Source organism: Dactylosporangium sp. NPDC048998, assembly GCF_043197855.1.
Classification (GTDB): Bacteria; Actinomycetota; Actinomycetes; order Mycobacteriales; family Micromonosporaceae; genus Dactylosporangium.
The window spans coordinates 1-13,703 of record NZ_JBICTV010000071.1; the positions used below are offsets into that span (position 1 = coordinate 1).

Annotated in this window: 12 protein-coding genes and 1 pseudogene; 11 read left to right on the top strand and 2 right to left on the bottom strand. The window is 68.6% G+C overall.

Annotation, left to right across the window (positions count from 1 at the left end; translation table 11 throughout):
• Window positions 1-95: 95 nt before the first annotated feature.
• The 4 genes and pseudogenes from ACGFI8_RS47230 to ACGFI8_RS47245 all read left to right on the top strand — a co-directional run.
• A pseudogene (locus ACGFI8_RS47230) lies at window positions 96-275 on the top strand (integrase core domain-containing protein); the annotation flags it as partial.
• Window positions 276-945: 670 nt separating this feature from the next.
• Window positions 946-1,140 carry a hypothetical protein gene (locus tag ACGFI8_RS47235; protein WP_392815497.1) on the top strand — a complete coding sequence of 65 codons (195 nt, stop codon included), beginning with the start codon at window positions 946-948 and terminating at the stop codon, window positions 1,138-1,140.
• Between the two features lie 38 nt (window positions 1,141-1,178).
• A complete protein-coding gene (locus tag ACGFI8_RS47240; RefSeq protein WP_392815500.1) occupies window positions 1,179-1,787 on the top strand; it encodes an RNA polymerase sigma factor in 609 nt (202 codons plus the stop codon).
• A complete protein-coding gene (locus tag ACGFI8_RS47245) occupies window positions 1,784-4,039 on the top strand; it encodes a WD40 repeat domain-containing protein (protein WP_392815502.1) in 2,256 nt (751 codons plus the stop codon). Before ACGFI8_RS47240 ends, ACGFI8_RS47245 begins: the two co-directional genes overlap by 4 nt.
• Before the next feature lie 218 nt (window positions 4,040-4,257).
• Here ACGFI8_RS47245 and ACGFI8_RS47250 read toward each other — a convergent pair whose 3' ends face one another.
• Window positions 4,258-4,467, bottom strand: coding sequence for a hypothetical protein (locus ACGFI8_RS47250; RefSeq protein WP_392815503.1), 210 nt, complete (start codon window positions 4,465-4,467; stop codon window positions 4,258-4,260).
• Between the two features lie 252 nt (window positions 4,468-4,719).
• Between ACGFI8_RS47250 and ACGFI8_RS47255 the strand changes: the two genes are divergently transcribed.
• The 5 genes from ACGFI8_RS47255 (at window position 4,720) to ACGFI8_RS47275 (ending at window position 11,111) form a co-directional block, all read left to right on the top strand.
• Window positions 4,720-5,076, top strand: a complete 357-nt coding sequence (locus ACGFI8_RS47255) for a hypothetical protein (RefSeq protein WP_392815506.1) — start codon at window positions 4,720-4,722, stop codon at window positions 5,074-5,076.
• A 214-nt stretch (window positions 5,077-5,290) separates the two neighbouring features.
• Window positions 5,291-5,602 (top strand): hypothetical protein, encoded by a 312-nt coding sequence (locus ACGFI8_RS47260; protein ID WP_392815508.1) that lies wholly within the window; start codon window positions 5,291-5,293, stop codon window positions 5,600-5,602.
• A gap of 539 nt (window positions 5,603-6,141) precedes the next feature.
• A complete protein-coding gene (locus tag ACGFI8_RS47265; RefSeq protein ID WP_392815510.1) occupies window positions 6,142-6,924 on the top strand; it encodes a hypothetical protein in 783 nt (260 codons plus the stop codon).
• A complete protein-coding gene (locus ACGFI8_RS47270) occupies window positions 6,909-10,397 on the top strand; it encodes a DEAD/DEAH box helicase (protein WP_392815511.1) in 3,489 nt (1,162 codons plus the stop codon). Before ACGFI8_RS47265 ends, ACGFI8_RS47270 begins: the two co-directional genes overlap by 16 nt.
• 45 nt (window positions 10,398-10,442) lie before the next feature.
• A complete protein-coding gene (locus ACGFI8_RS47275; protein WP_392815513.1) occupies window positions 10,443-11,111 on the top strand; it encodes a DUF6308 family protein in 669 nt (222 codons plus the stop codon).
• A gap of 4 nt (window positions 11,112-11,115) precedes the next feature.
• On the opposite strand, the gene ACGFI8_RS47280 is transcribed toward ACGFI8_RS47275, so the two are convergent.
• Complete coding sequence (locus tag ACGFI8_RS47280; protein ID WP_392815515.1) at window positions 11,116-11,283, bottom strand: hypothetical protein; 168 nt, start codon at window positions 11,281-11,283, stop codon at window positions 11,116-11,118.
• A gap of 143 nt (window positions 11,284-11,426) precedes the next feature.
• On the opposite strand from ACGFI8_RS47280, the gene ACGFI8_RS47285 reads away from it, so the two are divergent.
• Both ACGFI8_RS47285 and ACGFI8_RS47290 read left to right on the top strand, forming a co-directional pair.
• Window positions 11,427-11,936: a hypothetical protein gene (locus ACGFI8_RS47285; RefSeq protein ID WP_392815518.1), complete on the top strand. Its 510-nt coding sequence runs from the start codon at window positions 11,427-11,429 to the stop codon at window positions 11,934-11,936.
• 383 nt (window positions 11,937-12,319) lie between these two features.
• A complete protein-coding gene (locus ACGFI8_RS47290) occupies window positions 12,320-13,564 on the top strand; it encodes an ISAs1 family transposase (protein WP_392815519.1) in 1,245 nt (414 codons plus the stop codon).
• The last annotated feature ends 139 nt before the right edge of the window (window positions 13,565-13,703 follow it).

The following is a 13,703-nucleotide window of genomic DNA, read 5'->3' on the forward strand; positions in this document are numbered from 1 at the left end:
TCACGAAGAACAACTCCGCCAAATCGGCAAACGACGAGCACCGTGACGAAGCGTTAACCGGTCAACGTCGAAGACCAGGCCGATTAGCCGGTTAATGCTGGGACAATGCGGTCGCCGAGTCGTTCTTCGCCACCATCAAGACCGAGCTCCTCGACCGGCGGGCGTGGCCCACCCGCACCGCCGCGCACCGCGCGATCTTCTCCTGGATCGAGAGCTGGTACAACACCAGGCGTCGACACTCCACATTGGACTATCGCAGTCCATCCGCCTACGAAACCGCGCTCTACAACGAAACCCAGCTCCATCGGGAAAGCCTGACACCACCTCATCGAACCCGTCCGTCAAAACGGGTCAACCCCAGGTTCATCCGCACTCAGGCTGGCGTTGGACGGTCAGTCCATGTCCTCCGCGTACTCACGGGGGTCATCCGCAGTTGTCCGAGCAGATCCACAACGAGGACCTGCCCTCTCCGTACGCACGGGGGTCATCCGCTGTCGAACCCTACGGCTCCCCCAACGACGGAGTCCTCTCTGTACGCACGGGAGTCGGTCGGTGTAGCGGCGGGACTGCGGGTGGTGGACGTCCTCAACGCCGGCTCGGTCGCCGCGGCGGCCGTGTCGAATGGCCTGATGACCTGCTGGCGCTGGCCGCCGCCCCGCCTCTGGGCGGCGATGCGCCGGTCGCCTGGGACGGCTATCCAGCGGGTGGCGTGCTGCCGGTCCCAGCGCATCAACGAACGCGTGTCCCGGTCCGCTTGCCTAGGCACACCGGCTCGGGCGAAGACGTCGTTGACGACTCGATGCAGCTCGGCAGCGCCGCGCGAAAATTTCCAGTTGATCACACACGTTCGGCCTCAGCTGGCGCACTTACCTTAGGAGCGTGGTGCGCGGCCCGGGCGGCATCGAGCTCATCCATCAAGATCTGAAAGAAAGAAGGAGCTTTCCGATGTCGTCCTCGCCGCTGTCCCCGACCCCGCTCCCGATGCGCTGGGTGTTGATCTTCGTGGCCGCTGCGGTGGTCGCGCTCCTCGTCGGCATGCTCACGTTCGTGCAGACTGTGAGCTGGCCGGCGGCACTGTTGGCGGCCCTCGGCTCGGCCGGGGCCGCGATCCGCGTGCTGCACCAGGTGCTGGGCAAGTAGTCGGCTGCGGGGCTCAACCCCAGGTATGGGAGCAGGTCATGGATGACGAACGCACCGAGGCGGGCCTGGGCGGCGTAAGCGGCGTCGGAGCTACGGGCTCGACAGCCGACCCAGAACCGGCTGATAAGCCGTTGCTCGCCCCTGCGGCCGATCAGGCCGCGCGCGACGCGGAGTTCACCCTGTTTTACATCCGCGAGATGCCGGCGCTGGTCGCGTTCCTCATCTGGCGCGGGATCGGGGCGACGCTGGCGGCGGACATTGCGCAGGACACGATGTTCGCCGCGTACCGGTCGTGGAACGACCTGGATGCGCCTCGCGGATGGGTGCGGAAGGTGGCCCTGCGCACGTGGGGGAAGGTGGCCCCCCGCCACCACGCCGAGCAGCCACATGAACACGTGCCCGAGCCGAGCGGAGTGCTATCCCCAAACGAGGCGGCCGAGCTCGTCCAACGACACGACGTCCTGGACCGCCTCGAGGCTCTCCCGGAGGCGCAGCGAGAGGTGATGGCCTTAGTGTTCGACGGCTACCAGCCCACCGAGATCGCCGGCCTGCTGGAGAAGAATCCCGGCACGGTGCGCTCCCTGCTCCGCCAGGCGCGCACAACCCTGCAGGCGCAGTCGGCAGCGACCGAGGAGGAGCCCGGATGAGCACCACGCCGCTGACGCCAGCAGAGCCTCCGTACGCCGAGGAGCACGCTGCGCTGGTCGCCGACCTCGCCGCGACCCTGGATCTGCAGACAGGTCTGGACTGCATCCTCGGCCGCCCAGGTCGGCAGGCTCAGAAACAGCCCACGGTCATCGCCTCGCTGCCGTCTGAGTTTGGTCGCTACCACGCCGGGCATGCTGACCTCGTCGCTGACCTGACGACCACGTTGCGCCTGCCGGTCGGCGTCGCAGACATCCTGGACACCGCCGGCGCACACGCTGGCCTGCTCACCGACCTGACCGCCGCCCTCAACATCCAGCGCGGACTTGCCAGCATCCTCACGCCGATGCCTACACCAACCGCAGAACCGCCGCCCCCCGACGAGCGCGTGCCAACCCGCCAGGCAGCAGCGGAACGCACCGCACCAACATCGCTTCCGGTTCCCCGGCCAGAGCTGACTGACCAACTGGCCGCCATCCGCGCGCTGGCCGACCACGATCGGCTTCTGCTGCGGACCGGTGATCGGCATCGCGAACTACATCGGGCGATTCGGGCCCTCGAGGACCTTGACACCGCCCTGGGTTCGATGCCCCATGGCACCGATCGACGAGCGGCGCGGCTCCACAACACCCTGCGGCAGCAGCACCAGCACCTCGACGCCACGCTCACCGTGCTAGCCGGCACCGCATTCAGCGGCCCTGCACCAACCGAACTGCACCGGCCGGGCGATGCCTTCAACGCGACCCCGCTCGGCCAACGGTCGGCGGGGGTGCTGTCGGTGGCGATCGCTCCGGACGGATCCTGGCTGGCCACCGGCGGTGACGACGGGGTGGTGCGGATGTGGGACGCCACGGCCGGTCAGCTGCGCGCCGAACTGGCCGGCCACACCGGGACGGTGCGGTCGGCGCCGGACGGCTCCCGGCCGGCCACCGGCGGCGACGACGGGGCGGTGACGACGGGGCGGCAAGACAAGCTACCACCCCCCACCAGGATGGTGTGGTCGGTGGCGATCGCGCCGGACGGATCCTGGCTGGCCACCGGCGGCAACGACGGGGTGCGGATGTGGGACACCGCAACCGGCCAACTGCGCACCGAGCTGACCGACCACGCCCGGATGGTGCGGTCGGTGGCGATCGCGCCGGACGGATCCTGGCTGGCCACCGTCGGCAACGACGGGGTGCGGATGTGGGACGCCGCAACCGGCCAACTGCGGGCCGAACTGGCCGGCCACACCGGGACGGTGCGGTCGGTGGCGATCGCGCCGGACGGATCCTGGCTGGCCACCGTCGGCAACGAGGGGGTGCGGGTGTGGGACGCCGCAACCGGCCGACTGCGCACCGAGCTGACCAACCGCACCGGGACGGTCCAGTCCGTGGCGATCGCGCCGGACGGATCCTGGCTGGCCACCGGCGGCAACGACGGGGTGCGGATGTGGGACGCCGCAACCGGCCAACTGCGCACCGAACTGACCGGCCACACCGCGACGGTGCGGTCGGTGGCGATCGCGCCGGACGGATCCTGGCTGGCCACCGGCGGCAACGACGGGGTGCGGATGTGGGACGCCACGACCGGCCAACTGCGCGCCGAACTGACCGGCCACACCGCGACGGTGCGGTCGGTGGCGATCGCGCCGGACGGATCCTGGCTGGCCACCGGCGACGACGACGGGGCGGTGGGAGTGTGGGACGCCACGACCGGCCAACTGCGCGCCGAACTGACCGGCCACACCGCGACGGTCCAGTCCGTGGCGATCGCGCCGGACGGATCCTGGCTGGCCACCGGCGGTGCCGACGATGCGGTGCCGATGTGGCCCGGCGCCACGTCGCAGGGCCGCGCGCACCGAGACGGCGCAAGCAGCGACCTGGCCGGCGTGACGTCCCAGCTGCGGCACCTTGCCGATCAGCTGCGCCAGGCAGAGGACCAGCTTCGCCACCTGACCCGGGCCGGTATGGCGGCCGGCGTTCGAGCTGCCTGCCGGCACCTCGTGGCGGTCATGTCGGACCAGGCCAGCCAGGTCTGGGCGGCCCTGTCCGAGTTCCAGGGCACCGACTTGCACACAATCACCAACGTTGACATTGACGATCTCGACGGCGTGCTGTGGTCGGATGCCACTGCCGATGGTGGCCCGACCGTCTGGCCGGACGAGCTGCGCCCGGTGGTTGAGGAACATTCCGTGCTGGCCGACACCGGTTCCGGCGTGTTCATCGTCCAGTTCGGTACCGTCATCGGCACCGGACCGGCATGCGGCGTGTAAGCCACCGAGAGCCGCCGCGCCGGTAGCTCGTAAGGCCGTGCTCGACGCGCTTGCCGCGCTCAGCGCCAAAACCGTTAGCGGAGTTGGCGTGCCGAGGGTCACCACGGCCAGACCAGCACGGTGGCCGCCGTGCCAGTCGACGACTTCGACGAGCTGGCGCTGTGGCCGGCCGGGACCGGCGGTGAGGTCCCAGCCGGGGATGATGTGGAATCGGCCGGTTACCTCGGCGTCGCCGGTGGAGTCCGCGCGGCCGTTGCCTCCAGGGTCGAGCGGACGGCGGGGACGGTGTAGACGCCCTCGAAGGTGCCCTCGAAGCTGACGTGGCTGCTGTCGTCGTCGCGGCCGAAGTCGAGGCGGTCGGCGACCAGACGCAGCCACTGGTACTCGGAGCCGTCGACGGCGATCGGCTCCTCGAGCTCGTCTTCCACGCCGGTTTCGAGCACGCTGGCGGCCCCGTGGCCGATCTCGGTGACGAGCTCGCCGACGGCGCCTCGAGCGCCTCGGGCAGGGTGGCGCCGAGGAGGTCTTCGAGCACGGCAACGGCGGCGCGGCCGCGGGCGTCGAGCACGAGGTCGACGGTGACGCCGTCGAAGCCGAGGTCAACCTCGACGGGCCGCCACACCTCGAAGTCAGCCTTGGCCTCGTCGTGCAGCGCGAGCTTCTGCAACGATCGCGGGCGCGTGCTGCTCGAACGCGGCTGCGGCGGCCGGATCGCTCAGGTCGGCCGCGGCGGCGATCCGCAGGTTCCGGCCGATCCGGCTGCTGGTCGCATGCCGCTGTACGGCGGTGACCACCTGGGCTGCAAGTTGCTCGGCCTGCGCGAGCCGGATGGCGAGCAGGCCCGGCAGGAGGCGGTACCTCTTCGCTCCGTTGCACGGGCGGCAGATCGGGGCGAGGTTGGCGGGCAGTCGACGTCGAATCTGGCCGGCAGCCCGAGCACGTGCACGAGCTGCTGCAGCTTCGCGGGGGTGCGCGATCGCGGAATGAGCTGGTCGATCTCGATGTCCTCGAACAACCTCGGCTGGCTGCAGGCGTGACACCGGCCGTTCCACGCCTGGTGCAGGACGTCGCGCAGGACGGCGTCGTCGACTCGGCCGTAGCGCACGTTTGCGGCCGGTATCGCCAGGGCTGACGTGCTGGTCTTCTTCAGCGGCTTAGCCATGACGCTGCTCCGCAGCCGCGTCGTAGGGGCGGAATACCGCGGGCCGGGATCTCGCTGAGCGCGCCGAGTAGCGCCGCGAGGAGGGCCTGGTGGCGGGCGGCGACCTCGGCGGTGTGCTGGGTGACGGTGGCGGTGGCGCAGGCCTCGGCGCGTACGGTGTCGAGCACGGCCTGCAGGGCTGCGGCTTGCTGTTCGGCCGAGGCTCGCTGGGCGGCGCGCTCGTCTGCGGCGGCCCGGGCTTCGTCGTGCTGCCGGGCCAGGTCGGTGAGCTGCCGGACAGTGGCCTCGGCCTGCTCGCGCAGCTGGGCAGCGGCGATTTCGGCGGCCGCGGCGCGCGCGCCGGAATCGCCAGCACGACGTTCGGCACCGGTGAACTCGGCGCGCAGTGGGCCACGGCGTAGGCGGCGGCCTGCTCGGCCTGGCCAGCGCGAACCTCGGCAGGGGCGCCCCGCTGGTCGGCGCGCGCGGCGGCGTGGGCCTGGCCGCGTCGCGTTCGCCAGCGGCGAGGCGCGCGGTGCCCGGCGGTGAATCCACAGAATCTCCTCGGGATGGTTGGGTCAGTCCGGGGACTGCCCGGGTGACCTTGACGCCCCGAGCCGCCCAGGCCGCGGCCTTCCGGCCGACCTTAATCCGGGCCTCGGTGTCGGGCATGACGGTGCCGCGGATGTCCCTCAAATATCGAAAGATCTTTAACAGATGCCGCACATGGTCGCGGTCCGACCCGGTGACCAGCCAGCCCGCCTCACGGATTCGAGGAATGCCCGCCACCACCACACTCTATCGAACATGCGTTTGAATCGGACCCGATGAGGGCGTCGCCCGCGATGGTCGATAATGACCGCGTGGTGTTCAGCGTGGAGTTCGGCTGCGGGCAACCGTGACAACTCCGGCTGCTCTGACTTCCCTACTCGGCCTGGTTCAGGGCCCTCCGGGCTCCCCTGTGGAGTACATGATCGGTGGCAGAGCGCTCACCGGTGCAGACCGCGAGGCCGCGGCACAGTTGCTCGCCGATGACGCGGTCGCCACCGCGTGCGGGACCGCTCCGGTGCTTGAGTGGTGGCGCGACCGCCGTGATGGCGGGACTCCGCATAGTGGAAACCGGCAGCAGATCGTTGCGACCTTCGTCGGCATCGCGTTCGGTACACCGGGCAAACCTGCCGATGTCGACCACATACAGGGGCACATCGCTGAGTTGCTGTGGAGCCGGATCATGCGGGAGCGGTCCACATGTCGCGATGGCCGGCAGCTCGTCAAGGCGCACCCGGTCAAGGTCGATCCCCTCGAACCAGGCGGGGACGGGCTGATCATCTACAAGAACCCGGACGACGTGCTGGTGTTTCGCCTGTGGGAGATCAAGAAGCACGATGCACAGAACAGGGTGTCGGCGACGATCAACCGGGCCAGCAAGCAGCTCAGCGAGCGGGGATCGGAGTACCTCGCGAAAATCGTCGGCCCCGAGACGCTTGAGGCCACCGGGGCGATTGCGGACCTGTACGCAAACATGGTCGAGCTGTGGTTCGACCGCAGCGAACGCGCGGGAGTAGGGGTGTCGGTCGGTACGTCGGTAAAGCATGAGCCGACGACGCCGCGGGCGTTCGGGTCGATCCGGACCGCTTTTCCGGAATTTAAAGCGTCAGGTCAGACCGAGTGTCTGGTCGTAGCGGTTCCTGATTTCGCGGGATTCGCCGAACGCGTGAAGGAGATCGTGTGGAGCGGTCTCTAGACCTGGCGCTGTTGCGTGACGCGCTGGCGGGCAGGACCAACCTGCCGAGCGCGGAGGAGCTTCAGCAGCTCATTGCCGATGTCGAAGTTCATCTGTTCCTGCGCGACCCCCAGATCGCCCAGGAACTACTCGACTCCGCCTGGTACCTACACGCCGTCGCGTCGATCCATGAAGCCCGGGAGCGATACACCCTTCCACGCCAGCGGCAAGCGTTCCTGGTCAGTGCCCACATCTTCGACCTTGCCCTGAATCAGGACGGCTGGGGCCGCGCCGAGCGGCTGTCGTTTGGGTTCGCCGCCGCCATCGGGTACCGGCGCGGCGGCCGCGATCCGAACGGCACCGCGATCATGAACCGGCTCCGGAACGACATCGACGTCACCAGCCCGGTCACCGACCACATCGCGACGCTGTCCCTTGAAGCCGGTCTGGCGTTTCTCGGCTTCGAGACCAGGACCTTGTTCCGCTGGTTCGGCACCTGGCGCCGTCAGCTCAACACGGTCGCCCGCGACGCCGGCGCCGACGATCTGACGACCACCGCCCTCGGCCCCAGCCAGATGGTGGTGCTCGGCGCCGAAGACCTCCTCATGTACCTCGCCACCGGCCGGTCGGACCGGCTCGAAACCGGCGTTGGGCGGCTGCGGATGGCCGCGGTCGGCGAGGCTGGCCCCGAAGACCTGCACTCGCGGTGGGTAGCGAACCATCTGCTGGGACTCTCCCGCGAGGCCCAAGCCGGTTCGCTTTGGAACCCCAACGTCCTTCCGCCGGACGTGTCGGCGCTGGTCAGGCAGTCGTTCACGATGGGCAGTCCGCCGGTGATGACGCTGTGGGAGCCGCAACGTGCGCTGCTGACGGAGGCGAGGTCGCCGTTCGATCCGTACGTACTCCGGATGGTTCTGGCCGTGCCTACCAGCGGCGGAAAGACGTTGGTCGGGCAGCTGCTGGCGGTCGAGCACATCGACCGGACCGACCGAAGCGTCTGCTACGTCGTGCCGACCCGCAGCCTCGGCCGCGAGGTCCGGCGCGCGATGTCCAGCCGCGTGCGGGTGCTTCAGAAGGAGACCGGCGCGGAGCAGGCCGACTTCTCGAGTCTGTGGGGTTTGTTCGACGCCGTCCAAGACGAGGACCCGGCCGACGTGGAGGTCATGACCCCGGAACGCCTCGCGCACCTGCTCCGCCACGACGCCGCGGCCGTCCTCGACCGGTTCGGGCTGTTCATCTTCGACGAGGCGCAACTACTCAAGGAGACCGGCCGGGGCTTCACGCTCGAAGCGGTGATCGCCCTGCTGGACTACCTCACGGCGGAAACCGACCACAAGATCGTCCTGATCTCCGCGGCGATGGGGAACGCCGGGGAGATCGCCCAGTGGCTTGACCCGGCCGGAGGTTGCCTGCGCTTCGAGTCCCAGTGGCGCGGGCCGCGCCGGCTGCACGCTGCGTTCACCACCACGGCCAACTGGAATGCCACCCGAGTCGAAGGAGGGGCGGGCCGCAGGTGGCGGTTTCGGCATACCACCCCATTGACCGGCTACATCCGGCTCAGGCTGGCCGAGAACCGCACCGCCGGGCTGACCGTCACACCCGACGTCGAATGGGTTCTCGTCCAGAAGTCCGAAGAACGCACCTCCCGCGAGAAGGTCATCGACAACGGCCGGACCACGAAGAAGTACATGATCGCCAGCGAGACGATCACCCTACTCGGTCACGCCGGATCGGTGCTGGTCGTCGCGACGACCCGCGCACAGGCCCAGCAAATTGCGGAAGGCATCGCCGGATTCTGCGAAGAACAACCCGGCCTGGCCCCGCTGGTGGACTTCGTGCGCCAGCAACTTAGCGACGACCACCCGCTGGTCGGCGTCCTGAAACGTGGCGTCGGTTTCCACCACGCCGGTCTGCCCGTCGAGGTGCTGGAGGCGCTCGAGGGCGCGGTCCGCGACGACATGCTGCCCTACCTGACGTGCACCTCCACGTTGACCGACGGGGTGAACTTGCCCGTGCGGACCGTGGTCATTTACGACCAGCCGTTCCCGGACCAATCCGAGGAGAGCCGGCTCAGCGGTGCGCGCCTAGTCAACGCGATGGGACGGGCGGGCCGAGCGGGTAAGGAAACCGAGGGGTGGATCGTCCTGGTCCGCGCTGCGGGGCCGACCGAGCAGGACTTCCACGACCTCAACCCGAGCGCCGAGTCACTGGCCGTCACGTCGTCGCTGATCACCGATGAGGCGCTGGACGCATTCGCGAACCTGGAGGACGAGCTACGCGCCACCGAGGACGCCATCTTCACGACGTTCGACCAGGCCGGCGATTTCATCAGTTTCGTGTGGCTCGTCCTATCCATCGAGGAGGGCCGCGGGATCGATCCTGCCGACGTCGACCTCGCCGGCATCGTCGACGCAACCCTCGCCGCGAGGCAATCGCCCGAGGCCCGACAGGCGTGTGCCCAGATCGCTGCTACCACCCGCCGACGCTACCTGGCCAGCGAGCCGCAAAGCCGCCGTCGATGGGCGCGAACCGGGACCTCGATCGGATCAGCGCGGGCGATCGACACCCTGGCCACCAGAATCGCCTCCGCGATCCAGCGCGCCGAGGCCGCCGGCACCCTGCCGGACCTGCTCACCCCGGCCTCGGCCATCCGCCAGCTGCCCACCTTGTTCACCGAGTTGCTCGACCTCGCCGAGGCCCCCGCTTGGCAGTTCAAGGTCAGCCCGCGCGGGGACGACATCGCGGTACGCCCGGTCGATCTCCTTGCCGACTGGGTCTCCGGCCAGACGCTGCCCGAACTCGCGAACACGCACCTTACCGCAGTCACGGACCCTGCATTCCGCATCGAGCAGATGGTCGGAGCCGCCTCGGAGAATTTCGAGCACTTCCTCGCCTGGACGGTGGGCGCGGTGGTCGACATCGTCAACACGCACCTGCTGGACGCGGACGCCGAGGCGCGGCTATGCCCCGAACTTGCAGGATACATTCGGTACGGTGTCGATTCCCCGCACGCGCTGCGGCTCATGACGTCGGGAATCAGGTCACGCAGATTGGCCCACGCGATCTCGCGGGACCGGCCACGCGATCTCCAGGCCACCCACGACGACCTTCGCGCGTGGCTGGCGGGGATGGGAATCACCGAATGGCGTGACCGCTACGACGCCTCCGCGTCCGAGGTTCTGGACCTACTCGACTACACCCGGCTGCGCAGCCGCAGCCTACTCAAGACTCTCCTGGAAACGGGCTCGGTCACTCTCGACGTACTCGACGTCCAAGACCCCAACGAGCTCCAGGATCTTGCGGTCCGTCCGGTTGAGGACGATCCAGAGCCAGCCCGTATTGCGGTCTCGTCCGGTACCCAGCCTGTAGCGTACGTATCTGCCGCCGACCACACGGACGTCCAGGCGATTCTCGACACCGGATTGGCCTTCGAAGCCGCACTCTCGGGTACCAGTCTGCGGATAACACTGCCTCTGGAAGCGGCCGGGCAGTAGTCAGCGCTTCTAGGGTGACCGTAGTCCCGTGCCTACGATGCGCGGATGACCGCTGATCTGCTCGACATCGTTCGTGATGCTGGAGCCGAGCATGCCCTGCGGCGGTACTTCGCCGAGGACGCCGCCGAGCGGTTCTCCGGGCGCCGGTTCGAGATGTGGCGCGGTGGCGATGACCGCGCCGATACCCGCAATGTGATCACCGACGACGACCTCGTCGCCATCCAGATGCTCAACGTGAAGGTACCGGCCGAGGTGGCGATTCATCTGCTTGACGGCACACTCGGACGGAAAATCAGCGGGTTGCTGGCCGGCATCGACGCCACCACCGAGCTGGGCACCGCGGCGGCGGCCGACCTGCTCAACGCAGGGGCACCCGCCTACCGTGCTTGGCAGCTGTTGAAGCAACAGCATGGCATCGATTACGTCATCGCCAGTAAGCTGCTGGCGCGTAAACGGCCGGCGCTGATCCCGGTGTACGACGGTGTGATCCGATGTCGGTTCGGGGCGCCGGCCCAGGTGTGGCGCAAGCTCCACGGGCAGCTCGCAGCAGACGATGAACGGCTGCGCCGAGAAGCGGCCAACCTACGCACCCGTGCGAACATTCCGGCAGCGGTGAGCGTGCTTCGGGTCCCCGACGTGGTGCTGTGGATGCGGCACCACGTCCAGCACACGAAACGGGGCTGTCCCGGCCGCGGCGCTGTGCCGTTGGTGTGACTCGTCATGGGCACAACTCGCGGCAGGCGTCCGCGCCGGTGAGTTTCGGCCGCCGTTCGTCACGGACCCCGGAGATGACTTGCCGGTCCGTCTGCGAGATGCTGCCGCAGTGGAGCTTCCCGGGGTCGAGCATGAGGCGGTTGTAGTTCTTGGTGGTGAGTCGGCAGATCATCCGCATCGCGGTATCCGCTGGAGCGGCCGACGATCGTGCAGGCCTAGGCAAACCTTGCCGCTCCGCCTCATGGAACAGGTGATTGCGGACCAGGTCGGACGCTCGCACCGTCGGAGCAGGTCTTCCTGCGGCGGCTGGCGGCGTTGGACACCACCCAGCGGCTCAACCAGTCCGTCTCCAACGGCCCGTGGGTGGCCAGGCGGAAGGAGATCCTGGAACGCAGCGCGCTCAACATCAACCGAAGCCTGCCCGAGGAATGGGACGACCGGGCGATCCAGGCGCGCGGTGCATCGCTGGCCTCGGTGCTCTGCGACGCGCTGCCGAGACCGGCCGCGACGGACCGGGCGGCTGAGCACCACGAGGAGACCCTGGAGGTCGACGACGACCCGGCGGCCACGCCGGAGATCCGTTCGGTGGCCGGTCGGCCCGGTCGGCGTAACGTGGCGAAGCACATCCTGGCGGTGTTGCACGCCCATCCCGTCGGGGCCGTGCTGACCGTGTCGCAGATCGCCAACGCCGCGTCCCCGGAGTATCCGGACGCCGACGTGAGTCCCGGCGCGGTGTCCCAGCGTCTACGGGCCGGGAACGTCAGCGGCGTGGAGGCAACCACGAACTCGGCGGGCTCGCTTGCCGCCACTCTCCGGCGGCATTGACCTGGCCATCACGCCCCCGCCCCGAGCTCGCCGTCACGGCAGCGCTCGCGGTGGCACCCTCACCCGGCTCGACTACCCGGCACCGGCGCTCAACCTGCGCCTCGTCGGGCGCACCGCAAGGGAGCGGAATCACGGACTCCTTTACTCGGCGGTTTATGCTTCCAGTGACCTGGGAGAATGTGCTTGAGCACGTCGCTGGGGCCTCCGGCTCTGGGGGTCACGGGGTCGTGGGTTCAAATCCCGCTGTCCCGACCGGGTGATAACGGCCGTTGATCTAGGCGAAAGCCCAGGGGGATTTCAAAGTCGATTGATCGTCGTTTGTGCTGCTAGCTTGGCCTTGGTCCGAGGGTGGAGATAGATGTAGCCCCTTGCCTTGGGATGATGTGGATCTCTACAAACACGTCATCGAAAGCAAGGAGCTACGGGTGTCAGTGTCGCATGCCTCGGTTGGGTCGTCTGGTGTCGGCGTCCTGGGCCTGGCGGGTGTGTTGCCGGATGCCTGGGCGGTGCGGGAACTGGCGTCGATGCTGGGGACGGTCACGGATCCGCGCAAGCAACGCGGGATGCGTCACCAGTTGGCCACGATCCTGGCGGTGGCGGTGTTCGCGGTCCTGGCCGGGGCGAAGACCTACCGGCAGGTCGGCGACCGGGTCGCTGATCTGCCCCAGCCGTTGTTGGCTTTGGCCGGTGCCCGGTCGTGTCCCGCGTTGGGTGTGGTGCAGGCCCCCAGCGGCTCGACGATCCGTAGGGTCTTGATCGCGGTGGATGCCGACGCGGCTGACCGGGTGGTCGGCTCGTGGCTGGCGTCGCTGCTGGTGAACGACGGCAAGGCGCTGCTCGGGTTGGCCATCGACGGCAAGACCGTCCGCGCCGCCGGGACCGCCGATGGTGATGTGCGGTTGTTCTCCGCGATGGCCCACGGGGCGGCGATCGTGGTGGGGCAGGTGCGGGTGCCGGCGGGCACGACGGAGGTCACCCAGGTCCGCGCGTTGCTGGATGGTCTGGACCTGGATGGTCGGGTGGTGACCGCCGACGCCGCGCATGCCCAGCACGAGACGGCCGACTACCTCGTGGCCGAGCGCGGCGGCGATTACGTCCTGCAGGTCAAGGCCAATCAGCCGGGGCTGTTGCGGCAGATCGCCGACGCGCTGCCCCCGGCCGTGGTGGCCGGGGCCGATTGGAGCGCCGACGAGCAGCGTGACGGGGACACCGTGCGCCGGTCGATGTGGGTCGCCGATGCCGACGAGGTGGACTTTCCCGAGGCGGCGAGGGTGTTCCGCCTGCTGCGGGAGCGTTTCGACCCGTTCGGGGTACGGGTGGCCAAGGAGGTCGTGCACGGAGTGACGAGCCTGTCCGCCGACCGGGCAACACCGCAGCAGGTCGCCGGCTTCATACGAGGCCAGTGGGGCATCGAGAATCTGGTCCACTGGCCACGCGACGTGGTCTTCGGCGAGGACCAGCAGGGTGCGTACATCGGCAACGGCCCGCATGCCATGGCGATCCTGCGCAACCTGGTTCTCGGTCTGTTCCGCCTGGCGCGGGTCTCCCAGGTCAAGCGCCTGACCGAGAGCATTGCTGCGGACCGGATGCGGATCCTGCCGGTGCTGGCAGCAGCTCTCAAACGTTGATCAACAAGCACCTGACCGACTTTGAAATCCCTCTGGGAGCGCTGGAGCAATAGTCAAGACTTGTGGATGAGAAATCTTGATCAGGCGGCTGCGGCCTCGGTCGTGACGAGTTCGGTGGCGGGCCGTTCGACGAGTTTGC

Excerpts from the sequence above, each read along its gene's own strand:
- ACGFI8_RS47235 (WP_392815497.1), top strand. The coding sequence starts at position 946 with ATGTCGTCCTCGCCGCTGTCCCCGACCCCGCTCCCGATGCGCTGGGTG.
- ACGFI8_RS47240 (WP_392815500.1), top strand. The coding sequence starts at position 1,179 with ATGGATGACGAACGCACCGAGGCGGGCCTGGGCGGCGTAAGCGGCGTC.
- ACGFI8_RS47245 (WP_392815502.1), top strand. The coding sequence starts at position 1,784 with ATGAGCACCACGCCGCTGACGCCAGCAGAGCCTCCGTACGCCGAGGAG.
- ACGFI8_RS47275 (WP_392815513.1), top strand. The coding sequence starts at position 10,443 with ATGACCGCTGATCTGCTCGACATCGTTCGTGATGCTGGAGCCGAGCAT.
- ACGFI8_RS47280 (WP_392815515.1), bottom strand. The coding sequence starts at position 11,283 with ATGATCTGCCGACTCACCACCAAGAACTACAACCGCCTCATGCTCGAC.